Annotated in this window: 18 protein-coding genes; 8 read left to right on the top strand and 10 right to left on the bottom strand. The window is 49.6% G+C overall.

Translation table 11 applies throughout. From position 1 onward, the window contains the following. Positions 1-9 precede the first annotated feature (9 nt). Genes ACTTKA_RS01500 through ACTTKA_RS01485 form a run of 4 tightly spaced genes read left to right on the top strand, consistent with a single transcriptional unit; the run spans position 10 to position 4,526 of the window. Positions 10-1,551 (top strand): RagB/SusD family nutrient uptake outer membrane protein, encoded by a 1,542-nt coding sequence (locus tag ACTTKA_RS01500; RefSeq protein ID WP_442723701.1) that lies wholly within the window; start codon positions 10-12, stop codon positions 1,549-1,551. Between the two features lie 19 nt (positions 1,552-1,570). After that, positions 1,571-2,362: a LamG domain-containing protein gene (locus tag ACTTKA_RS01495; protein ID WP_442713052.1), complete on the top strand. Its 792-nt coding sequence runs from the start codon at positions 1,571-1,573 to the stop codon at positions 2,360-2,362. A gap of 8 nt (positions 2,363-2,370) precedes the next feature. After that, entirely contained in the window at positions 2,371-3,177 is an 807-nt protein-coding gene (locus ACTTKA_RS01490; protein ID WP_442723700.1) for an alpha/beta hydrolase-fold protein, read from the top strand. Continuing rightward, entirely contained in the window at positions 3,174-4,526 is a 1,353-nt protein-coding gene (locus ACTTKA_RS01485; RefSeq protein ID WP_442723699.1) for a glucoamylase family protein, read from the top strand. Before ACTTKA_RS01490 ends, ACTTKA_RS01485 begins: the two co-directional genes overlap by 4 nt. 201 nt (positions 4,527-4,727) lie before the next feature. On the opposite strand, the gene ACTTKA_RS01480 is transcribed toward ACTTKA_RS01485, so the two are convergent. From ACTTKA_RS01480 to ACTTKA_RS01435, 10 genes are all read right to left on the bottom strand, one after another. Next, positions 4,728-5,285 (bottom strand): hypothetical protein, encoded by a 558-nt coding sequence (locus ACTTKA_RS01480; RefSeq protein ID WP_442723698.1) that lies wholly within the window; start codon positions 5,283-5,285, stop codon positions 4,728-4,730. An 842-nt stretch (positions 5,286-6,127) separates the two neighbouring features. Beyond that, positions 6,128-8,086: a RagB/SusD family nutrient uptake outer membrane protein gene (locus ACTTKA_RS01475; RefSeq protein ID WP_442723748.1), complete on the bottom strand. Its 1,959-nt coding sequence runs from the start codon at positions 8,084-8,086 to the stop codon at positions 6,128-6,130. 12 nt (positions 8,087-8,098) lie between these two features. Beyond that, positions 8,099-11,305 carry a SusC/RagA family TonB-linked outer membrane protein gene (locus ACTTKA_RS01470; RefSeq protein WP_442723697.1) on the bottom strand — a complete coding sequence of 1,069 codons (3,207 nt, stop codon included), beginning with the start codon at positions 11,303-11,305 and terminating at the stop codon, positions 8,099-8,101. 97 nt (positions 11,306-11,402) lie between these two features. Then, the gene (locus tag ACTTKA_RS01465; RefSeq protein ID WP_442713048.1) at positions 11,403-12,119 is read right to left on the bottom strand and encodes a DUF6261 family protein; all 717 of its coding nucleotides are present in this window, start codon (positions 12,117-12,119) and stop codon (positions 11,403-11,405) included. An 830-nt stretch (positions 12,120-12,949) separates the two neighbouring features. Then, positions 12,950-13,129, bottom strand: a complete 180-nt coding sequence (locus ACTTKA_RS01460) for a hypothetical protein (RefSeq protein ID WP_442723696.1) — start codon at positions 13,127-13,129, stop codon at positions 12,950-12,952. Between the two features lie 9 nt (positions 13,130-13,138). Continuing rightward, positions 13,139-14,017: a LuxR C-terminal-related transcriptional regulator gene (locus ACTTKA_RS01455; RefSeq protein WP_442723695.1), complete on the bottom strand. Its 879-nt coding sequence runs from the start codon at positions 14,015-14,017 to the stop codon at positions 13,139-13,141. A 34-nt stretch (positions 14,018-14,051) separates the two neighbouring features. Further along, a complete protein-coding gene (locus tag ACTTKA_RS01450; RefSeq protein WP_442723694.1) occupies positions 14,052-14,990 on the bottom strand; it encodes a TIM barrel protein in 939 nt (312 codons plus the stop codon). After that, entirely contained in the window at positions 14,987-16,387 is a 1,401-nt protein-coding gene (locus tag ACTTKA_RS01445; RefSeq protein WP_442713045.1) for a Gfo/Idh/MocA family oxidoreductase, read from the bottom strand. Before ACTTKA_RS01445 ends, ACTTKA_RS01450 begins: the two co-directional genes overlap by 4 nt. A gap of 38 nt (positions 16,388-16,425) precedes the next feature. Then, positions 16,426-17,988: an SUMF1/EgtB/PvdO family nonheme iron enzyme gene (locus ACTTKA_RS01440; protein WP_442723693.1), complete on the bottom strand. Its 1,563-nt coding sequence runs from the start codon at positions 17,986-17,988 to the stop codon at positions 16,426-16,428. A 34-nt stretch (positions 17,989-18,022) separates the two neighbouring features. After that, a complete protein-coding gene (locus ACTTKA_RS01435) occupies positions 18,023-19,192 on the bottom strand; it encodes a Gfo/Idh/MocA family protein (RefSeq protein ID WP_442723692.1) in 1,170 nt (389 codons plus the stop codon). A 554-nt stretch (positions 19,193-19,746) separates the two neighbouring features. On the opposite strand from ACTTKA_RS01435, the gene ACTTKA_RS01430 reads away from it, so the two are divergent. The 4 genes from ACTTKA_RS01430 (at position 19,747) to ACTTKA_RS01415 (ending at position 22,911) form a co-directional block, all read left to right on the top strand. Further along, positions 19,747-19,932, top strand: coding sequence for a hypothetical protein (locus ACTTKA_RS01430; RefSeq protein ID WP_442723691.1), 186 nt, complete (start codon positions 19,747-19,749; stop codon positions 19,930-19,932). A gap of 9 nt (positions 19,933-19,941) precedes the next feature. After that, positions 19,942-20,307, top strand: coding sequence for a zeta toxin family protein (locus ACTTKA_RS01425; RefSeq protein WP_442723690.1), 366 nt, complete (start codon positions 19,942-19,944; stop codon positions 20,305-20,307). 133 nt (positions 20,308-20,440) lie between these two features. After that, positions 20,441-21,286 carry a hypothetical protein gene (locus ACTTKA_RS01420; protein WP_442713040.1) on the top strand — a complete coding sequence of 282 codons (846 nt, stop codon included), beginning with the start codon at positions 20,441-20,443 and terminating at the stop codon, positions 21,284-21,286. Positions 21,287-21,366: 80 nt separating this feature from the next. After that, positions 21,367-22,911, top strand: a complete 1,545-nt coding sequence (locus ACTTKA_RS01415) for a glycine--tRNA ligase (RefSeq protein WP_442713039.1) — start codon at positions 21,367-21,369, stop codon at positions 22,909-22,911. The last annotated feature ends 29 nt before the right edge of the window (positions 22,912-22,940 follow it).

Raw genomic sequence — 22,940 nt, 5'->3', positions numbered from 1 at the left:
ACATCGATTATGAATCATTCTATCAGAAATATCATAGGAATACTCGCAACAGGCCTTGCGATGCTGACGGGCGGATGCACCGACCTGTTAGATCAGCGTCCGCAGGGAGAGTGGATACAGGGTGATGAAAGCGGTGGCGGATCATTTCAGTCCGATGTCTTTACCTTGTACGCCAAGATGCGCGGGTTTAGCGTAACAAGCGGAACAACGGCACTGGCAGTGCATTGCTTCCGTTCCGAAGATGCCGAAAAAGGCAGTACGGCCTCCGACGGCGCGGCACACGGCAAGATGTTCGACGACTTTGAATACATTGCAACAAACGGACTGATTGCCGGCTACTGGACCGGGAACTACGAGCTGATTATCTTAGCCAATAAAGTCATTGCCGACATCGAGCAGAGCGAGAAGGAAAAAGGTTCCCTGTCGGATGGTGACCGCATCAACAAGTCGGAAGCGCATTTCTTCCGTGCCTTCGCTTTCTTCAATCTGGTGCGTGCGTTCGGCGACGTGCCCAAAATTGATTTCAAAGTGAACAAGGCCGAAGAAGCGAATATTCCGAAGTCTCCCGCGGCAGATATCTACACTTTGATCGACGCGGACCTGACCGCCGCCGAAGCGCATCTGCCCAAGACGTGGCCGGCCGTATACACCGGTCGTCTGACCTGGGGCGCCGCACGGTCACTGCATGCAAGGACCTACATGCAACGCAATGATTGGACGAATATGTATGCGGCATCCACGGAAGTAATCAAGTCCGGCCTGTATAACCTGAATACGCCATACGACAAGATCTTCCGTGAATCGGGTGAGAACAGCAGCGAATCCGTCTTTGAGCTGCAATGTACGGCGACTCCATCACAACCGGGTTCGAACGACATCGGTAGCCAGTTTGCACAGGTGCAGGGCGTGCGTGGCGCCGGCGAATGGAATCTCGGCTGGGGTTGGCATACGCCGACTCAGTTGTTGGCTGATGCGTTTGAAAAAGGCGATCCGCGCAAGGACGAGACGTTGCTCTACTTCGTCAAGACAGGCGAAGACGCGAATACGATTGAGCCAAACAAACCGTGGGGCGAGCGGCCTGTTGCCAATGCTTCCGTCGTCAATAAATACTATAATAAGAAAGCATACACCGATCCGACGCTGCGTGCCACTTACACAAAGAGTGGCCATTGGTACAACATCCGCCTGATTCGCTATGCCGACGTCGTACTTATGGCGGCCGAAGCGGCCAATGAGACGGGCAAAACAGGCGAAGCGATGGAATACCTCGAAATGGTACGCGCTCGTGCCCGGGGAAGCAATGCTGCTGTTCTGCCGAAAGTAACGACAACCGATCCGGCCGAGATGCGCAAAGCCATCCGTCACGAACGCCGGGTGGAGCTGGGCATGGAGTTCGACCGTTTCTACGACCTTGTGCGCTGGGGCATCGCCCGCGAAGTGTTGCATGCGGCCGGCAAAACGAATTATCAGGACAAGCACGCATTACTGCCTTTGCCGCAGACGGAAGTCGACAAGTCGAATGGCGTACTCAAACAGAATCCGAATTACTAACCGATTAAAACAAGACCTTATGAAAAAGACAATGTATATGGGAATCGCGTTGGCCGGCTTGTTGCTAACGTCATGTTTTCAGGACTTGGGGCAAGACCCGCCGTTCGACTATCCGCAGCAGCCGACACCTCCGCCGCTCGGCGCCGACGGACAAATCTTCTACCTGTCGTTCGACAAGGATTTTGAAGAATACCAAAGTCTTTCTGAGGCTTTACCGACAGGAACACCCTCACTGACCGACGGAAAAAAAGGTAAAGCATATACAGGGGCCAAAGACAGCTATCTTACGTTTGACGTGGCCAATCTGGCCGCGCCGTTAGGATCGTCGATGACGTTTGCGTTCTGGTACAAGCTCAATCCTGTGCCCGACCGTGCCGGTCTGCTCGTGCTTGCTCCCAAGACGGAAGGTAAACCTTCCGACAAACAAAATAACCGCAAAGCCGGCTTCCGTATCTTCCGCGAAAAAGCGGGTGCGAAGCAGCGCATCAAGGCCAATGTGGGCAACGGAACGGCCGATAGCTGGTTAGACGGTGGCGCTAAGGCCGACCTTGATCCGGAGACGAACGCATGGAAATACGTTGCGCTGGTGCTGACCGAAGGGAAGGCTTTCCTTTACCTTGACGGTGAAGAGGTGGCCGCCACAAACCTGACCCGCATCAGCTGGGACGGCTGCGATCTGATGTCTATCGGTTCGGGGTCACCGCGCTTCAACGAGTGGAACCACCTCTCCGATCACAGCCTGATCGACGAGCTGCGTATCTACAACAAAGCATTGAGTGCTTCCGAAATCAAACAGTTAATGAATAAATAACGCACACTATGAAACAACGAATCTGCATCTTGCTGTTAGGCTGTGTTTGCAGCATGCAGTGGATTTCCGCTCAGAAGAAATTCCCTCAGTATGAGAGCGACGTGTATGTATCGAAGAGCGGCGACTCGCTGCTTTATCGCAGTCTGAAACCTGAAAACGTAGCCGAAGGTAAAACGTATCCGTTAGTGCTCTTTCTGCATGGAGCGGGCGAACGCGGCTCGGACAATGAGAAACAACTGTTTCACGGAGGCATGCTTTTTACCAATCCCGTTAACCGAACACAATACCCCGCCTTCGTATTGTTCCCGCAATGTCCGGAAGATCGCTACTGGCCTACGCCGCTACGTCCCGACGGTTTCAAAGACGGCAATCCTTTTCCGATTGACACTGAAATCTCACGACCGCTCGCATTGGTGAAGGAGTTGCTTGACCGGACGATGGCCGAATACCCTGTCGATCCCCGTCGCGTGTATGTGATGGGGCTGTCGATGGGCGGCATGGGTACGTTCGATCTTGTCTGCCGTTACCCTGATCTCTTTGCTGCCGCGATCCCCATCTGCGGAGGCATACATACCGGGCGACTGGAGAAACTTGTGACATCGACAAAATTCCGTATCTACCACGGAGATTCCGATTCGGTCGTGCCGGTAGAGTTTTCGCGCGAGGCTTATCTGGCGTTAAAGAAGGCTGGCATCGAGGCGGAATACATTGAGTTTCCCGGCGTTGATCACGGCAGTTGGTACCCGGCGTTCAGCCAGCCCGATTACCTCTCGTGGCTGTTCGGACAGCGCAAACCGGACGGAGGAGGCTTATGAGAGCAATAGCCGCAGCTTTCCTGTGCCTCTGCCTGACAGTCGGATGCGATAAAAAATCGGAGAAAGAGACACTCCCGGCCGAGCAACGTCTGCTGACATTTGCCGACGACGACGCGTTCCTCGATTATATTCAGCGAACGCACTTGAATTATATGTGGGACGGAGCCGAGCCGACATCGGGCTTGGCTCCCGAACGCATCCATATAGACGGCGTTTATCCGCAAAACGATGCCGACGTCGTGACTACGGGCGGTAGCGGCTTCGGCCTGGCAGGGCTGTTAGTCGCCGTTGAGCGGGGATTTATCCCGCGCGATACGTGTGTCGGACGGCTTCACCGTATCGTCGATTATCTGGCGCGTGCCGACCGGTTTCACGGTGTCTGGCCGCACTGGATCTACGGAAAGACCGGAAAAGTAAAGCCGTTCAGCTCGAAAGATGACGGGGGCGACCTTGTCGAAAGCGCTTTTCTGATGCAGGGCCTCCTGTGCGTGCGTGAATATTTCAAGGAAGGGAATGCGTCGGAACGTGCATTGGCGCAGAAGATCGATACACTTTGGCATGCGATGGAGTGGGACTGGTATCTGAACGGTAAGGATGTGCTGTACTGGCACTGGAGTCCCACACACGAATGGCAGATGAACTTCCCGCTCGAAGGGTATAACGAATGCCTGATCACATATATTCTTGCGGCTTCGTCGCCCACACATCCCATTCCGGCTTCGGCTTACCACAACGGATGGGCACGCGGCGGAGGTATTCGCAGCGAGTCCGTTGCTTACGGGCTACCGTTGCGGGTCAAACATAACGGTGCCGAAGGCTACGGAGGGCCTCTCTTCTGGGCACATTATTCTTACATCGGCTTGAACCCGACAGGGCTGAAAGACCGATATGCCGATTATGGCGAGGTAAACCGTAATCAGGCGCTGGTCAACTATGCCTACTGCGTGCAGAACCCGCAAGGGCATAAAGGATACGGCGAGAACTGCTGGGGACTGACGGCCAGCTACACGGTCAATGGCTACACGGCGCACAGGCCGATGCAGAACGATCCGGGTGTCATCACCCCTACGGCGGCGCTGTCGAGCTTCCCCTATACCCCCGACGAATCGATGAAGGCTCTGCGTCATTTCTATTTTACTCTTGGAGACAGTATCTGGGGAGTGTATGGCTTTTACGATGCCTTCAGCATCGGTCACGGCTGGTATCCGAAACGCTATTTGGCTATCGATCAGCTGACCATTGCTCCGATGATCGAAAATCATCGTACGAGGCTGCTCTGGCGTTTATTTATGAACGCCCCCGAAATACGCGAAGGACTGAAGAAGTTAGGCTTTGAAGTTGCTGTTTGAAATCGAAGAGCGAGCCGCTATAAGGAGAAAATACCTGTAATAACGGTGGATAAAAGGAAGTAACATATTTGATTTATTTTTACCCGACAGCAATAAAAAAAGAAAAAGGAAAAGTGCTATCCTTTCCTTTCTCTTTTTTTATGATTTACGATGCCATCCTTAAGATCACAACATCAGGCGATATACAATGAATCAGGTCACTTAGGAGGTTGTGGTTCGGATACTTTTGATGGTCGAATACACTTCGGAATATTCGGGCTCACGTACTTCCTTAACTTCACTCATCCCTCTGAAATCGGAAGAAGAAAAATATTTCATCAGCTGCAAATAAAAGACTTTTCCTGCCACATCTTCATGAATATAGAGTTGCAGGGGCTGATTGTTCGCTTCCGCCGCATCAGCAAGACCTTTGAAATCACCGGCCTCGAACATCTGCAAAAGTGCTTCTTCGCTCACAGCCGAAGAATCGAATTTCTTCACAGCGCTTTTTACAATCTTGCCACCACTCTGCTTGTTGTAGTATGCTTCGCCTCCGAAATAAGCTGCAAACCCAAAATATAGCAACCCGATTACACCAATCACACGAATCAGGGAAGAGGAAAGCGGAAGAATGGAAGGGAAGATGATTAGCAACAAACAGATGGCTGCCAATACATAGTAGACGATCTTTTTCGTCCCGTTTGTTCTTTTTTCAATGTCACTGTTTGCCTCATAATACGCATAGAGGTTCACCGGATAATCTTTTTTTTCTGTTTCCATGTTTTCTTTTTTTAAGTGTTGATTTATCTATTATCTCATTTCTGTCGTGCCTTTCTCATGAATTCCCTCTTAGAATTTTTTCGCAAAGGTACATTTTTTATGTGAGTTCGGGATAAAAATTCTTATAAACCCGGATTACGCAATAGAAGAAATAAGAATGAATTTAATTCAGGCCTTCAGCCCTTCGAACAAGGTGCGGATGTCGATACCCCACCCTTGCGGGATGGGGCTGAAATAATTCAGGCTTTCAGCCCTTTCGGACAATGGTTAATGGTTATGCGCGGTACACTCCGAATCATGTACCCGGCAAATAACCATTGACAATTAACAATTGAAAAACAGCCCTGAAAGGGCGAGATAATTCAGCCCAATGCGAAGCGTTGGGGAAAAAGCAATATCCCCGTTGGGAGGGCTGTAAGCCTGACGTAACCATTGTCGTACATTCGCACATCCATTATTAATGGTAAACGCCGAACAGGGTATCGCGTAATTTGGGATAAAAGTTGGTAATCATGCGTTTTTTTATTCTTAGGGAAGAATGAGTTAAAGAGGCCGCTTATAGGATTGTCAAAGATAAAATGACCGAACTGTTTTGCATGTTCGATGAGGTTAGCGAGAATTTTGATGTGGAAGTTCAAAATCATTCACTTCCGTCGGGTTTCTAAAAGTTGTACAGAACCCGTAATACTTCACTTAGCGACAGAGAGATGACCTCTAACTTTATGCCTTTGGGAGATATACAGGCATCAACTTTATGGACAATATACTATACCGAGCCACGCATTAAAATAGAGGATGCGTCAAAGAGACGCACCCTCTATTTTAATATCTATAAAAGTGGTTTAGAAGCCAGTCGGTTTTCCTCCTGCCTGGAGAGGCCATCCCGGATTCTGATAAATCACGGAGTTCTCTGCCTTTCCATCGGGGCTTGTCAACACGAAATGCTCAAACGCAATCGGTGACAAATAATGTGCTGCAGTCCAATTGTAGCCGTTGTAAAATTTATTATTGGCTTCTACGATCTGATACGGACGCAGATACAAGCTGTTCTCCTTGCGCGACACGTTCGGTTTATCGCTTGGAAGCGTAATCAGCTTTGATTTGTTGTTGTCCTTATCGACATATTTGTCTTGCATCGTTCCCCAGAGTTTAAACCCTTCGACCTGATAATTCTTTACCTGATCGAGTGCTCTCCAGCGGCGCAGGTCATCCAGACGCATACCTTCGGCCATTAATTCGCATCTGCGTTCGCGGCGGATGTTGTAAAGCGTTTTATCGACGAGCTTACCGGCCGAATATTTTCCCCAATCTTGTTCTTGTGCCAAATCAGTAGCTGAGATGGTCACATTGTAATCTTCGGGTAATCCGGCTCTGCGGCGTAATTGTTTCCAATAGGTTGATGCCGTCTGATCCAAAGCTCCGTCTTTTTCATAAGCCGCTTCGATATAGTTCAGATAGGCTTCGGTGGCACGGAAAATGATGCACCCCGTCGTTGTCGGGTTTTCACCTTTCAGGAATTTTGATTCGAAACCGTATACTCCTTTTTTGATATTATACCCAGTCACGGCTCTACGCTCCGGTAAGTCCAGAATTTCAGGATAAGATGCCACCAATGCATCACCCTTGTCTTTGACGAGCGTATCTCCGGGAGCTGCGGTAAAGAGTCTCAGACGATGATCACGATTTGTGAGTACATCGGCAAGATCTTCGTCGCCTTTATATCCTGATCCAGCGGCGTAGATCGGCAGACCGTTTTCCATCAGGAACGATTCCACAAAGTTTCGGGTATATCCCGAGGCCGCTCCGCCATTGAGGTAGTGCATCGTATGATGTCCGACAAATTGTGCATCATAGTCGCGCCAAAGCAGCACTTCGCTGTATCCCGACATATCCAGATCGCCGAACATTTTAAAGTACGGATTTTCAAGTGCGGCAACGCCGGTCAATATTCCGTTGCTTTCAACTAATTTCACGCTTTCGGCTACCGCTTTAGCAGCTTCCATTGCCTGACCTAAGAAGAATGCAATTTCGCCATCGATATCGATCGAGAAGTTATCGACTTTCCCTGCTCCCGGCCAACCCGTACCACCGGGTACTTGCGCCGTCCCTTTGTGATGCTTCAACCATGTCCCCTCGTAGAGCGCTACTCTCGATTTAAAGAGTTGTGCCGCTTCCTTGCTCAGTCTGTTTTTATTCGCAACCGGACTGGATTTCATCAGCATAATGGCCGAATCGAGATCGGACAGGATAAATCGTGCCACCTCATGGCTGGGACGACGTTTAGATGCTTCTACCAACAACTCTTTCTGATCGGGGAATGTCCGACGGATAATCGGATAGTCGCCGAACGTTTGTAATTTCCCGAAATAATCGTAAGCACGGAGAAAATATACCTCACCAATATAGTGTTTGATATTTTCTTCATTACCGGTAATCTTTTTTGCTTTCCAATTGGGAAGAACGGCTTCTAAAAAATAGTTCAGTTCACGAATTTCACTAAAGTCCCATCCCCCTCCGGATGCTGCTACACGCCATTCGCCGGGCAGCCACAAACTATTGGCATGTACTCCGGCCTGATTATCCGTGTGATTGTCATCAACAAATGTTCCGGCATTCCATCCGCTATGCGACGGGAAACTATAATGAGCAATACTATACGATTCGAGATCAGCCTCGGATTTGAAAAAGACTTCGGGCGTAACCTGCGACAAGGGTGCTCTATCCAAAAAGTCATTACAGGAGACGCTTAATGCTCCTGCCGCTATCAGGACAATATACAATAAATAAGATTTCTTTTTCATCATGTTTTTTTGTTAGAAAGTTACACTTAAACCGCAAGACCAGACGCGTGAGAGCGGGTAAATTTTTCCGTTACCCCATCCGCCCATAAAGGTCTCCGGATCGAATATTTTCGTCATTTTCGTAAACGTCACCAGGTTTTCACCGGATACATACACACGGAAGTTGCTCACTCCTATTTTCTGCGTATAAACCGACGGTACGGTATAGCCTACTTGCAGGTTTTTCAAACGCATATATGCTCCGTTCTGAAGCCAGCGTGTTTGTGTCTCAAAGTTCTTCCCTCCTTTATCGAAGCTCGGACGCGGATAATACGCGTCTTCGTTCGGGCCGAAGAAGCTCTTCGTATCAGCCGGACGGTAGAAGTCGAGATGTTCTTCGAAACCGGCATTCTGCCACATATTTCCGTTTCCTCCGGTAAAGTAAGGACCACCTACGGCAATATCCCGTTTACCCACGCCTTGGAAGAATACTCTGAAATCGAATCCTCTCCATTGCATATCAATATCGATACCGAAGTTATACCGCGGCGTGCTGTTACCAATAACGCTCAAATCGCCATGATCGCTCAATTTGTTACCGCCTTTGCTGATTTCACCGTCCCCGTTCAGGTCCTTATACATGATATCTCCACCAGCCCAGTCGCTACCCCACGTAGGTTTATTCTTTTTGATATGTTCGGCCATTTCGGCATCTGTCTTAGCGATACCGACTGTCGTATATCCCCAGATTTCGTTCAATTCCTGTCCTGCATAATATTGATTCAACAACCCATTTTCGTTCGGATAGCGTGTAATGAACTGACGGCTGTCGGCTAGAGTGGCTTTCACTCCGTACGAAAGTTCACCGATACGGTCACGCCAACTTACTTCAAGCTCAAAACCTCTCGATTTCATATCGGTATTATTCATTTTAGGCACTTCGGTTCCCAGTGTGTTGGGTAGTTGAGGAGCCGGACCGACCATATCGTATGTTCTACGCTGGAAATAATCGAAGACAATGTTTAGACGGTTGTTAAAAGCGTTGACATCTGCTCCGATGTTCCATGAATTGACACGTTCCCACGTCAACAATCCACTTACCAGTCCCGGCGCCCATGCGCGATTCGTTTTTTTGCCATTCACAAGCCAGTTTCCATCGGCTACCCCTACCGGCATATTCAAATAGAAGGGGTAGTAAAGCGGGTTTTGATACTGGTCTACGATATTCTGGTTACCCAATTCACCGTATGAACCACGGAGTTTCAAGGTAGACACGTATTCTCCCAGCGGTGAATCTGTCCAGAATGATTCTTTAGCCATGTTCCATCCGAGCGAGAAGGAGGGGAAGAAGTTCCAGCGCTTGTCCCGCAGGAAGCGGCTCGATCCGTCATAGCGTCCGTTCAATTCTACAAGGTATTTTCCCATGTAATCGTAGTTGAGACGTCCGAAGAAACCGGCAGTTGCCCAATGATTGAAGTATCCGTTTACACCGTCGTTATCGCCGTATGTGGCGTCGATGGCCGGCACGTCGGGCGTATAAACCTGTTCTCTCCATGCGCCCAAACCTCGTCCTTTGTTCAGTTCGGACTGGAACCCTGCCATTACCTTAAAGTTATGTGTATCATTAATCGATTTTACATATTCGGTATAAATATTGGGGTTAAAGAAATTCCATTTATGTCCGTATTCGCTGATGCGTGACTGTCCGCCCGACCAGAACGAACCGAATTGCAGGGCGGCGGCGTTGGCCACACCGTTTTTGTCGTACGAATAAATCGGCAACACCTCGACATGTGTAAACGTTGTACCGGTTTTATAGTTCAATTCCACGTGAGTGTTCCATCCTTCGATCGGTGTAAAGATAAGTGCCAGCTGCTGGATAAATTCGTCTGTTTGTTCTTCTCTCCGTCCGTTGTTCAAGTGTGCCACTTCGTTTCCGTACACATAATTGCCGTTCGGGTCTTTGAGTGGCAAGGTAGGCCAGCGACGGGCGATGTTATGGTAGAACAGGCCGTGATCGTACGACGAGCGACCGTAATCCACACGTGAGAACTTACCCGAATATTTCAGTTTAAGCATCTTGTGTAGCTGTGCATTCACTGTTGCGTCGACCGAATAACGATCGCGTTTATCAGGGTTGAATTTCATCAAACCGTCCTGTCCAAGCCAGTTGGCAGAGAAGTAGAAGTTCACGGCTTCCGTACCGCCACTTGAACTGATGTTATGCTCTTGAGAAGGCACATTATCGCGATAGAAAATATCGTACCAATTGTTATTGGAAAAGCCATTTGTATATCCTTTCCAACTTTTTCCGGATTCGTTCCATTCCGTTTCGTAAGGAATTTTACCGGCTTTGTAGTCACGGATTTTCTGTAACGTTTCATCGCTAAACGGTGCTGCCTGTCCTCCGTTCTTTGCGGCTTCGTTAAAATATTCGGCAAAGCGTTCGGAATCGAGCATTTTCGGCTGAAGCAACGGACTGCTCCAACGGAAGTTGTTGTTGTACGTCACACTGACTTTGCCCGATTTGCCGGACTTGGTCTTGATCAAGATTACCCCGAAGGCAGCACGTGATCCGTAGATCGAAGCCGATGCTGCGTCTTTCAGGACGGAGATGCTCTCGATATCCTGCGGATTGAGCGAGTTGATATTCCGCTCCAAACCATCGATCAGGATAAGAGGCGACGAGCTGGTGTTACCGATCGTTCCGGCACCACGGATATTAATACCTAATGATCCGCCTAACTCTCCACCGCTGTTGCCTACCGAGACATTCATACCGGCCACAGCTCCTTGAAGCGCCTGCGTAACGGTAGTTACCGGACGTCCTTTCAGGACTTTCTCGTCGACCGTGGCTACGGCTCCCGTCAGATTCTCCTTTTTCTGGGTACCGAAACCTACCACAACTATCTCATCCAGCATTTCGGAGTCGTCTTTCATTGAGACATCAATCACCGTGCGGCCGTTAATTTCCACATCAAGTGTTTTCATTCCCACGAAAGAGAATGTAAGCGTCCCTTTCGACGGTACGCTCTCCAGTGTGTACTTCCCGTCCAAATCGGTTATTGCACCTTTCGACGGATCTCCTTTGACGACGACAGTCGCTCCAGTCAGCGGCTCATCGTTTGCATCGGTCACAGTGCCTCGCACCGTAATCGTTTGCGCCGAGAGCGAAAGCGCCGAGATACACAAAATAAGTGTAAGCAAGCTTCTCGCTCCAAAAAGTTTTTTTCTTTTCATATCACTTAATAATTAGTTATACAACAGGTTATATATAATCCATTTCAATTATTGAAAAATCATCGAAATACTCGTTCATTTCTTCCGACCGCCCATGTTAAGGAGCGACGGGAGGTTCAGGTTCTTTTTTCGAAGGTTTCCGATTGCTTTGGCGGGCTTCTTTAATCAACTCGTCGAGGTCGTGATATAAATCGCTCCACTCCGGCAGGTTCTTCATCGCCGAGATAAGCGAGAACAAATCGCGCAAAGCCAGATGCAGCTCACGGCGTGCACCGGAGGCCGAAGATTTCTGCCGCAATGCCGAGTTGGCATCCGTCTGTTCGGCGCTGATAGTCTCGAAGGCCGCTTGCGCCTGCTTCAGGGCATCGTATTCATCTTTGGCCGACACGGTAGAGAGATGCCCTAAATTAATCGGTTCGTCGAGACGTTTAATCAAAGTCTGCATCACGATATTTTCATCGGCATACGAAAGGCCGTAAATATTGCCGGTTTCTTCAAAAACCGTCAGCAACGCTTCAGCCGCCTTGCCTTTGGGAGTATCGGTAAATCCAACCATTCCCTGAAGCATCCGCCGAAGACTGCGATACAGCTTATCGCGCCGCAAATCAGCCTCCGCTACCGGATCGCCCAGCCCGCTGTACGTATTTTTGATCACGATTTCCTGATAGGCATTATTCTTCGCCTTCAATATTTCTACCAGCGGATGATGTTGAAGCACTCCGCTCTGATACGCAGGTGAGACCACCTCGATTGTACGGTTCGACAAGTTTCCCAACACTTTAGTCGACAATTCACTGTAATTAACACGTAACATAAGATTGCGATTTTAGATATTGAATAATAGAATGATCATAAACAGAACGGCACACGTTTTCTCCGCGCGACGACGGGAAAGGATCATACATCCTACGGTCATCGCCCGGCGCAACGGGAAAGGATAATATAGTGTACGGTAATCTCCCGGCACAACGGGAGATCATCGTAGAGTCTACGGAGATGTTTCGGCGCAACGGGAAATCATCGTAGAGCCTACGGAGATATCTCGGCGCAACGGGAAAGGATAATACGGTGTACGGTAATCGCCCGGCACGACGGGAGATCATCGTAGAGTCTACGGAAATGTTTCGGCGCAACGGAAGACTCTCTTGTGTCGCATGATCATGTCCGGCGGAGAGGAACGTTCTCCTCATCCGCACAGCATGACACGGCAATTTAACTCGATTAAATAACAAAGTTGGTAGACCGGCCGCCGACCGGATACCATATAAAAAGATTATGAAAACATCACACAAAAAAACAAACTGTATAAAGAGGAACGAACAAAAAGGGCAACGATATGTTAAACACATCCTGTCCTTATTAATTTTCATTAAGACATTGCCGTTGTTTGCTTCAGTATCGAAAATATTCTTTCTGATAGCTGGTTGCTGCAAGCCAAATGTATCGAAATTCATTCTCTTCTTAGTGTGTTGCGGCCGCAAAGGTAGGATAATTTTTTTTAATGCATCCCGCAGCATTATATGTTATATAACACTTTTTCTTTGTATATATGGAGTATGCCCCATGCTTAAAGAGGTTGCCTGCCGTGGGAGACGCGGAATATTTTCTCAGACGCCCGCCTCCCCGATGCCGGTTTGAGGCCGATCAGCTCGGTCGTTTCCGGTTTTTGTAGAGCGGGACAAAAACGATAATACCTGAGGCGACAATGGAAAAAAGGGTCATAAAGTCGATCGTCTTAGTCGATGTCAACAAGATATATACCAGAAAACCCCACAGCAGGATGATGCAGACGGCTTGTGTGTTCGTGATTTTTCGGCGTGCCATGAGATGCGTTTATTTGATTTCGGTGATGATTTTATGGGTGATGGCATAGAACGTAAGTCCCGGAATGGTTTTGATGCCGAGCTTGGCCGTGATGTTTTTGCGATGAGTCAGGATGGTATTGAGGCTGACAAAGAGCCGTGCGGCAATTTCTTTGTTCGTATATCCGCTGACGATGAGTCTGAGCACTTCCTTCTCACGGTTCGAGAGATGGCTGTTATCGTCGACCATCGGGAGCAGGATGCGGTTGCGAATGCGGTTGTGCTGCCGGATGTCGCGCCCCAGTGCGTCGATGGCGAACAGAACGGCATAACACAGGTTCTCGTCGTACACTCCGGTCAGATGCTTGATTATGATGTTCCGCATATCGTCCATCATGGCTTCGATCGATTCGTCGGTATCGACCGATCGTTTCGACCGTGTATTTCTCCGGTTCTGCTCTTTTTCGCCGAGCGAAAGGAGTTGGGGAAACCATTCTTTCTCGTCGGTTTGAATGCGTCCGCACAGTTTCTCTCTGAACGAAGCGAAGATATTGCCCAGCAGTTGCAGCGAAGCATTGCTCCCCCCCGACGTATGAATAAAAATCTGCAAGTGCCGGTCGATGTTGGGCAACTGGTATTGCAGATAATACCGGTTCGTTTGCTTCAGATAGTCGATAATCTGCGTGAGGTGGAAGTTTTGCAGTTTTTTCTCGGGAAAATAATCTTCGTTGATAAACGTATTGACGATGGTGAGGAAAAAGTCCGTATCGATATCGTTTGCTTCGCAAAGCGCCATGACCGTCTCATCACCCACCCCCAGCCGTATGCCGAAGCGGTTGATCACCGGAATGAGCGAGAGGTGTTCGCTCACCACCTCGCTCATTCTCATATTTGCATATACTAACGGCATCCGCTTCCGCTATACATTTATATATAGGTGTTCCTTACGCCTCGTCCCACTGCTTGCGGAGCAGCTCGACGGCGGCCGTAGCCGTGGCTACGCGATCGTCGTTCTGACAGCCGCATTCAAAGCTCACGTACTTATCGTAGCCGAGCATCTTGAGCGCGCGAAAACCGTCGACGTAGCGGTCGGCCTCTCCGTCTTCGCCCGGCATCAGGCGACGCTTGCGGCTGGCCATATGTACGTGCTGAAGCAGCGATCCGGCCGAAAGGAAAGCGCCCATATCGGACGTTTCTTCCCATGTCATGTGCCAGAAATCGCCCATGCAACGCACGCCGGGGTTGTTGATGTCGCGACAGATGGACGCCGCGTCGGCTACCTGACGGAGGTAGAACGCTTCCTTGCGGTTCAGCGGTTCGAAGATGACCGTCGTCCGGTGCTCGGCGGCAAACGTGCCGAGTTCGTCGAACCACCGGCAAAGGAAATCGCGTGTCTCCTGTGTATGCGGCATGGCGGGCTGTTGCGCGTTGAACGCCGGCACGATGATGACACCGGTCGAGCCCAGCTCGCCCGCGGCGGCAATGATTTCGCGCATCGTATCACGACAGAGGTTACGCACGGCTTCTTCTTCCGAAAGCATAAAGCCTTCGAATCCGGCGCATATCGCGCTGATTTTAATGTTACGTCCTTCGAGCGCTTTCTTCAGCTCGTCCTTCCGCGCGGCCAATCCTCTGCCTCCCACTTCGAGGCCGGTTACACCGAGTTTCTCCATCACGTCGAGCTTGGCCGTCAGCTCCAAATCACCCAACGTACCCTCTTGAAACGAGAGGTTCAGCTTCACGTCTTTCTTCGTGTCGCCTTCGTCCTTGCAGCAGGTTTTCGTTTCTGCGCCTGTCGTCGAGCCTCCCGAGCAGGCGGCCATTGTTGCCAGCGCCGCACTGCCCAGCGAAGCTTTCAGAAAGTTTCGTCTGTCGATACTCATGACTTTTTCTCTAACGGTTTACCGGGTACGGGAACTACGAACGGTTTCATATCCATTTTACCCAGATTCAGGTCGGCCGGCGTATAGTCGAGCGCTGCAGCCGTCATGGCTTCCCAGGTCGTTTCTTCGCCCGTATAAGCCGATTCGCGTCCCATGATGGCGGCCATGTTCGATACGGCGGTTTCCGAAGCCTGATCGATCGATTTGCCGGCGCGAATGGTATTGATCCAGTTCACATGCTCCAGCGTATAAGGATCGTTCTGTTTGAACGAAGCCTTTTCGGCTTCAACGTCGTATTTCCAAATCACATTGCCGGCCAGGTCCTTGATCTCCATGTCGGCGCTGTTCCACGAACCTTTCGTTCCCTGAATAAATTCGCTGACGTTGTTCGCGCAACCGTCTATCTGGCGACACATACTGTGCAGATGAATCCCGTTCTCCATCGTGAAGTCGATGCTGAAGTTATCGTACTGGTCGCCCGTGATCCGGCGCTGACGCGAGCCGAAGCCTACGGCTTTCACCGGTTTCAGCCCCGAGAACCATGTAAACACATCGATGTTGTGTACGTGCTGTTCCACGATATGATCGCCGGAGAGCCATTTCCAGTTCACCCAGTCGCGGATCATCCATTCGCAGTCGCTCCATCCGGCCTGACGCTCCCGGTACCACAACATGCTTTGATTCCAATAAACCGTTCCGCCCGTAATCTCGCCGATCGCACCATTCATGATCTGCTGGTACGATGCGATATAACTGCGCTGATGGTGGCGCTGCGTACCGGTGATTACGCACAGGTTCTTGGCCTGTGCCTGCTTGGCCGTAGCCATGATGGTGCGGTAGCCTACCGCGTCGACACAGATCGGCTTCTCAAGAAAGCAATGTTTGCCTTTTTCTACGGCATACTGGAAATGAATGGGGCGGAAGTTGGGCGGCGTGGCAACGATAACCACGTCTACGTCGCTGTCGATAACCTGCTTGTACGCATCCAACCCGACGAAGCGCTTATCGGCGGGGATGTCGATATTCTTTTCGTCTTTCAGTTTCTGAGCCAGACCGTCTACCCGATCCTGAAACGTGTCGCCCAATGCCACAATCGATACGCCATTCGCTGCTGCGAGGAAGTTCATCGCTGCGCCACTGCCGCGCCCTCCACAACCGATGATACCGGCTTTTAACTCTTTACCGTCGGCCGCCATATCGGGCAACTCGGGTACATAATACGTTCCCGGTTCTTTCAGCGGTTTGTTGGCTGCATTCGCATTCTCGTTACTGCTTGCGCCTCCTCCACACGAGGTAAGCAGGGTGGCAGTCCCCCCCGTACCGACCATTCCGGCTGCTCCTGCAAGAGCGGTGCTTTTGAGGAATGATCTTCTACTGATACTGCTTTTTTTTGTCATGACAATTTTGAATTAGATATACTGTTTTTAGTTCCTGATTATTTTGCTTTCAGCGACGGGTCAGGCTCGCAAACCACGCGGAAGCCGATACCCCGGATGTCGGAATACCACCAAATACTCTTCGGCTGCTGCGGGTCGGTCTTCAGCCAGTCGTCGTGGTGCGTATGACTGCGGGCCGCACAGCGCACATCGGCGGCATCGCTCGTATAGTTGCCACCACGTACGACCCATTCTTCGCCTTCGGTCACCAACGGATTGGTAACAGTCGAGCCTCCTTTGGCATACGCCTGCGGATCGTATTTGTCGGCACAATATTCCATCACATTGCCGAGCATATTTTTCAGCCCGAACGGGTTCGCTTTGACTTTACCGGGCTCCTGTGTTTTGTTCTTCGCGTTTTTACCGTAAATGACAAATGCTCCGATGGGTTCGGTCTTCGCGCTGATAAACTTGCGGATGAAACCTTCATCGGAATAATCTTTCGGTCTTCCTGCGAAGAAATAAGGTGTTTCCGTTCCTCCGCGAGCCGCATATTCCCATTCGGCCTCGGTCGGCAGACGATATTTCTTACCGGTCTTGAGGGAGAGCCACTGGCAGAACGTCTCGGCGGCGTAGTGCGTCATCGTAATGGCCGGTCGCGTGCCTCCTCCCCATCCCTGATCCGGAAATCCGAAAGGCGGCGTAGGACCGGAAACACCGTCCACATCGATGTCAGCGCGGGTATTATTGGCGTAAATCGTTTCGGGCGGGGTACGTCCTTCGCTGAGCGTAGCCGCGTAGAATGCCCAATATTGATCCCATGTCACTTCTACCTCGGCCATAAAGAACGGACTGACTGTTACGTTTCGTACCGGCATCTCATCTTCTCGGCGGAAGTCTTCCTTATCGGGGCTACCCATCTTGAATGTTCCGCCCGGAACGGCGATCATTTTGAACGATACGGGAGTGCCCGGAATTTGTTCGGTAAAATCGGCAAAAGAAGTCACGACGGTTGCCGAGTCGAAAAGTGGCCCGGATGCTGCGGCGGAAGCTCCCGGAATACCGGTCATCTGTCCGTGCTTGTAGTTCGGGTTATAATGTCCGGCATCGAGGTGACAACTGATGCATTGCAAATTCAGTTTTTTCTCGTTTTCTTCATAGTAAAGATGTGCGGTGATCCCTGCATCGGTAATCCCCGCGGGAAACAGATTCTTATGACACTCCTTACACGATTCGTTCGGGATATATTTCACGGCATGTTCGAGCTGCGACTTCATTTCCCAATCGAATGTATCTTTTGTCAGGTAGCCCCACACGTCGCGCATTCCAAGTCGTATCTTGGCCGAATAATGATTCCATGTCTGATTCTTCGGAGGCAGGTGACAGTCGACACAATGAACGGTGACACCGCTGCTGTTGTTTACGTGCGACGATAATTTCCATGCTTCTTCCGCATGCGGATGGACGTGGCAACTCATGCACGCCTCGTCCGTCGAATAGTAGACGGATACTTCATAAAGCGACATAAAAAAGGCCATGCCGACGATAAAGCCGAACAGAAACAGAGGCCATTTCTTTTTCTTCTTTTTTTCGTCTCTTCTCGATCGGTAGCTTGTTCTCATATTATTTCAGTCGTTCGTTATATTTGTTTTGTTGTTAATCGATCCATGGCTGCCATTTGCCATCGTTGTTATGTGCTGAAGCGACCATTGTTTCGATGAACTGCATACCGCGCAGTCCATCATCGACGGTCGGGAAATCCAACCATTTTTTCCGCGGTGTTTCTCCGGCTGCACGTGCACGGAGGGTACGCGCAAAATTACGGTAAATGTTGGCAAATGCTTCGATATATCCTTCGGGATGCCCGCCCGGCGTCCGGGTATTCCAACGGGCAACATCACTAAGTCCGGAAAAGCCGTTCCCGACACGTATTTCTTCCGTTGGTCGATCCGACCATTTCGCATATAGCGTATTCGGCTCCATCTGACGCCATTCAAGGCCTCCTTTCTCGCCGTAGACGCGCACGGTGATGTTATTCTCTTCACCCGCAGCAATCTGCGTAGCGATAAGAACACCCGTAGCCCCGTTGTCATAATGCAGGAGAGCGGCACCGTCATCGTCGAGCTGCCGTCCTGTCGCGAATGTTTTCAGTTCGGCACACAGTTCGGTCACGCGTAGGCCGGTGATATATTCACTCAGATGCCACGCATGTGTACCGATGTCGCCAATACATCCGGCCTTGCCCGATTGCAGCGGATCGGTTCGCCAGACGGCATTATTATTACCCAAGAGTTCAACGCGGTCAGTCAGCCAACCCTGAATATATTCCACATAGACACGCCGTATCTTACCTAAATCTCCCCGTGCGATCCGAGCTTTGGCTTCCTTAACGGCGGGATAACCCGAGTATGTGTGTGTCAATGCAAGAAGGCGTCCGGTTTCTTTGACCTTCTGTTGTAAAGATCGGGCTTCTTCAAGCGAAAACGTCATCGGCTTGTCAAGTACAACATCAAAACCTGCGTCGAGCGACATCACAGCCGGTTCGTAATGATCCTTGTTGGGGGTGACGATTGCGACGAAGTCCATCCGTTCTCCTTCGGGAAGCAGAGCCTCCTGCATGATCATTTCGCGATAGTTCCCATATACACGGTTATCCGGTAAGTAAAGAGAACGGCCTGATTGGCGTGAAGTCTCTTCATTGCGACTGAAGCATCCGCAAACCAGTTCGATCTCGTTGTCCATAAGAGCGGCACAACGATGGATGGAGCCAATGAATGCATTGATCCCACCTCCGATCATTCCCATGCGTAGCTTTCTGTTTCTCATGCGCAAATTGATGTCTTCAATCAGAAAAAATAACCGATTGAGCCGCTAAAGATAATTCATTTCCGATAATTCGCCAAATTAATGTTCGTAATGAGGATTGCCCCCCTCTCATCAACAGTCTCCTATCAATGGAAAGAAGTCGAATAATAAGAGACTTTCCTTTTGTCGTACGCATTGATTCGGTTTACTTGCGCGGGTCGAAAACAGCGTCTCGCCCAAAGCATGGGATCGGACTATCATCTATATTCAGGAAAGAAGCATTACCTTTGTGTCTTATATTATCGAACAAAAAAGATGAAGAAGAATATATTGTTCCTTTGCGGATGGATGCTTTTGTTCTCCGCATGTGGGATGGAAAAAGAAGCAAGGGCAGATATTGAACGTGCCCGGGCATAGCGATAATATTCGGTATGGACGCACGATTTACACATATCGGAGTAGGTTGTTATCGAAACAACAGAACCTTCTATTGGGCACAATTGTTTATCGAAAAGTAGGCAGTCCGTTGATGTAAAAAAAATTGTTTATAGTTTGTGACGAAAGGAAGCTGAATTATGACACTCAGAACATATCGTTTAAACTCAAAAGAGAAACCGACAGACGAGTTGCTCGACAAATTGATGGCAGAAGTGGGTAAAGCGATTCAAGAGGAATCTCGTAAGGTAAATGCTGTGTTGGAGTCGCGGATGAAAGACGTATCTCGGCAAGTGACCAAATTAAAACGAGAAATAACTCATTAAAAAAGCAATATGACCGAATTGAAGAAGCCGGTTCTTTGCATTGTTGCCGGTCCTAATGGAGCAGGTAAAACATCGACAACGAACCAATTATTAAAGAATGAATGGTCGGAAGGAAGTTTATATATCAATCCTGATAATATTGCACAAGAAATTTATGGGGATTGGAATTCGCACGAATCTATCATAAAAGCGGCACAAGATGCAACAGATATTCGGTACAAGTGTTTCTTTTATATCTGCACTCAAGATCCGACAATCAATGTTCGGCGTGTTGCAAAACGTTATTTAACAGGAGGGCATGAAGTCCCCATATCAAAAATCATTAATCAATGCGGCAGCAGCGATAGCAATTGTAGACAGGGTTTACGTATATGATAATGTAGAAAATAAACCTCCCAAATTGTTATATCGAACAGTAGACGGAGTTTTACTAAAAAAATACACAAACGATTTGCCGGAGTGGGCAGAATCATTCATAAAATGACAAACAAATAATAAAAACCTGATAATGAAACAGTATACAATCTTCCTTTGCGGATGGATGCTTTTGCTCTCCGCATGCGGGAGGGAAAAAGAAGCAAGAGCAGATCTGGAACGTGCCCGGGTGCTGTATGAAGAGCGGCAATTCGCTGCGGCCAAGAATGCGATCGATACGCTCCGGATGCGTTATCCGGAGGAAGTGACTGTGCTAAAAGAGTCATTAACGCTAATGCGCCTCGTCGAGCGCGGCGAGAGTGAGCGCAACATCGCTTTTTGCGACAGCATGATACCAATTCGTGCCGAAGAAGCCGAAGCGATGAAGAAAAATTTTGTACTCGAAAAAGATACGGTATACGAGGACGTGGGGCATTATGTATGGAAGCAAAAGACCGTTGAGCGCAATGTGGAGCGCAGCTATATCCGTTGCGGGGTCGATGAAAAAGGCGAAATCTATCTGGCCAGCGTTTTCTTCGGACGGGCTCCTCTCAATCATACCGGGCTGAAGTTCTGTACACCCGACGGGGCTTACGCCGAGACGGCTTCCGTCCCTTACGATGGTGGCGTGAATTACCGTTTCAAAGATTTGGGCAATACGACTGAAATCGTCACATATAAAGCTGAAAACGGTATCGACGCAGTCAAGTTTATTTGCGGACTTGATGACAAGGCGCGTGTCAAGGCCGAATATACCGGAGGCAAGCCTTTCTCTCTCATGCTGAGCAACGATGACAAGAAAGCCATCCGTGCAACGTTCGAGCTGGCTATCATTCTGAGCGACCTTGAAAAGATGCGTCGGGAGAAAGAAAAATCGATGAAGAAAATCACGTACATCGATCAGAAACTCGGCAGCGGCGAAATGCTGAAAAAGAATTAAAAAAGCCGCGTGCCGGTTGCCCATTCTCAATAAATCTTTACCTTTGTCTCCCCTTAGAAAAATGGTATAAAACAGGTGTTATGGCACAACAGGAAGATGTATTTAAGAAACTGATTTCGCATTGCAAAGAGTACGGGTTCGTATTCCCTTCGTCGGATATCTACGACGGATTAGGAGCTGTATATGATTACGGTCAGTACGGCGTAGAACTGAAAAACAACCTCAAAAAATACTGGTGGGACAGCATGGTGTTGCTCCATGAGAATATCGTAGGGATCGACTCTGCCATCTTTATGCACCCGACCATTTGGAAGGCTTCCGGACATGTCGATGCGTTTAACGATCCGCTGATCGATAATAAGGACAGCAAAAAGCGTTATCGCGCCGATGTGCTGATCGAAGATTATCTCGCGAAGCTCGATGAAAAGATCAACAAGGAAGTTGAAAAGGCTGCCAAGCGATTCGGTGAAGCGTTCGACGAGCAACAGTTCCGTTCTACGAACCCGCGTGTGCTCGAAAACCAAGCCAGACGCGATGCGGTACATACACGCTTTGCCGACGCAATGAACGCCAACGACCTCTCCGAGCTGCGGCAGATTATCCTCGACTGCGAAATCGTATGTCCGGTGTCGGGAACCCGCAACTGGACGGAAGTGCGGCAGTTCAATCTGATGTTCGCCACTGAGATGGGCTCGACGGCCGACGGTGCGATGAGAGTCTACCTCCGCCCCGAAACGGCTCAGGGTATCTTTGTCAACTACCTCAACGTTCAGAAAACGGGACGGATGAAAATACCGTTCGGCATTGCACAGATCGGGAAAGCGTTCCGTAACGAGATCGTGGCGCGGCAGTTCATCTTCCGCATGCGCGAGTTTGAACAGATGGAGATGCAGTTCTTCGTTCGTCCGGGCGAAGAGTTGAAATGGTTCGAACAGTGGAAAGAAATGCGTATGAAATGGCATCGTAACCTCGGTATGGGCGATCATAAATACCGCTTCCACGATCACGATAAACTGGCGCATTATGCCAATGCCGCTACCGACGTCGAATTTGAAATGCCGTTCGGATTTAAAGAGGTGGAAGGAATTCACAGCCGTACCGATTTCGACTTGTCGCAACACGAGAAATTCTCCGGAAAGAAAATTCAATATTTCGATGCCGAACTGAACCAAAGTTATACGCCTTACGTGATCGAAACCTCCATCGGGGTCGATCGGTTATTCCTGAGCATCATGGCGGGAGCTTATCAGGAAGAGACGCTGGAGGGCGGAGAGTCGCGCGTTGTTCTGAAGTTACCGCCCGCACTCGCACCCGTCAAATTGGCTGTACTGCCACTGGTACGTAAGGACGGACTGTCGGAAAAAGCCGAAGAAATTCTACACATGCTGCGCTTCGATTTCCGCTGCCAGTACGACGAGAAAGATTCCATCGGCAAGCGTTACCGTCGTCAGGACGCGATCGGTACGCCATACTGCATCACGATCGACTACGACACAATGAAAGACGATACGGTAACGATCCGTTTCCGCGACACGATGCAGCAAGAGCGGGTGCCGATCGCCAAATTGCACGAAATCATTTCGGACAAGGTCAGCATGCGCAGTCTGCTCGAAGGTTTGAAGTAATCACAGAGACTAACGGATACACATACACG

Source organism: Tannerella sp., from assembly GCF_052170195.1.
GTDB lineage: Bacteria > Bacteroidota > Bacteroidia > Bacteroidales > Tannerellaceae > Tannerella.
This window is presented reverse-complemented; position numbering and strand designations above follow the sequence as displayed.

Coding starts and splice junctions, on each gene's coding strand:
- ACTTKA_RS01500 (WP_442723701.1), top strand. CDS start 10: ATGAATCATTCTATCAGAAATATCATAGGAATACTCGCAACAGGCCTT.
- ACTTKA_RS01495 (WP_442713052.1), top strand. CDS start 1,571: ATGAAAAAGACAATGTATATGGGAATCGCGTTGGCCGGCTTGTTGCTA.
- ACTTKA_RS01490 (WP_442723700.1), top strand. CDS start 2,371: ATGAAACAACGAATCTGCATCTTGCTGTTAGGCTGTGTTTGCAGCATG.
- ACTTKA_RS01485 (WP_442723699.1), top strand. CDS start 3,174: ATGAGAGCAATAGCCGCAGCTTTCCTGTGCCTCTGCCTGACAGTCGGA.
- ACTTKA_RS01480 (WP_442723698.1), bottom strand. CDS start 5,285: ATGGAAACAGAAAAAAAAGATTATCCGGTGAACCTCTATGCGTATTAT.
- ACTTKA_RS01475 (WP_442723748.1), bottom strand. CDS start 8,086: ATGAAAAAGAAATCTTATTTATTGTATATTGTCCTGATAGCGGCAGGA.
- ACTTKA_RS01470 (WP_442723697.1), bottom strand. CDS start 11,305: ATGAAAAGAAAAAAACTTTTTGGAGCGAGAAGCTTGCTTACACTTATT.
- ACTTKA_RS01465 (WP_442713048.1), bottom strand. CDS start 12,119: ATGTTACGTGTTAATTACAGTGAATTGTCGACTAAAGTGTTGGGAAAC.
- ACTTKA_RS01460 (WP_442723696.1), bottom strand. CDS start 13,129: ATGGCACGCCGAAAAATCACGAACACACAAGCCGTCTGCATCATCCTG.
- ACTTKA_RS01455 (WP_442723695.1), bottom strand. CDS start 14,017: ATGCCGTTAGTATATGCAAATATGAGAATGAGCGAGGTGGTGAGCGAA.
- ACTTKA_RS01450 (WP_442723694.1), bottom strand. CDS start 14,990: ATGAGTATCGACAGACGAAACTTTCTGAAAGCTTCGCTGGGCAGTGCG.
- ACTTKA_RS01445 (WP_442713045.1), bottom strand. CDS start 16,387: ATGACAAAAAAAAGCAGTATCAGTAGAAGATCATTCCTCAAAAGCACC.
- ACTTKA_RS01440 (WP_442723693.1), bottom strand. CDS start 17,988: ATGAGAACAAGCTACCGATCGAGAAGAGACGAAAAAAAGAAGAAAAAG.
- ACTTKA_RS01435 (WP_442723692.1), bottom strand. CDS start 19,192: ATGAGAAACAGAAAGCTACGCATGGGAATGATCGGAGGTGGGATCAAT.
- ACTTKA_RS01430 (WP_442723691.1), top strand. CDS start 19,747: ATGACACTCAGAACATATCGTTTAAACTCAAAAGAGAAACCGACAGAC.
- ACTTKA_RS01425 (WP_442723690.1), top strand. CDS start 19,942: ATGACCGAATTGAAGAAGCCGGTTCTTTGCATTGTTGCCGGTCCTAAT.
- ACTTKA_RS01420 (WP_442713040.1), top strand. CDS start 20,441: ATGAAACAGTATACAATCTTCCTTTGCGGATGGATGCTTTTGCTCTCC.
- ACTTKA_RS01415 (WP_442713039.1), top strand. CDS start 21,367: ATGGCACAACAGGAAGATGTATTTAAGAAACTGATTTCGCATTGCAAA.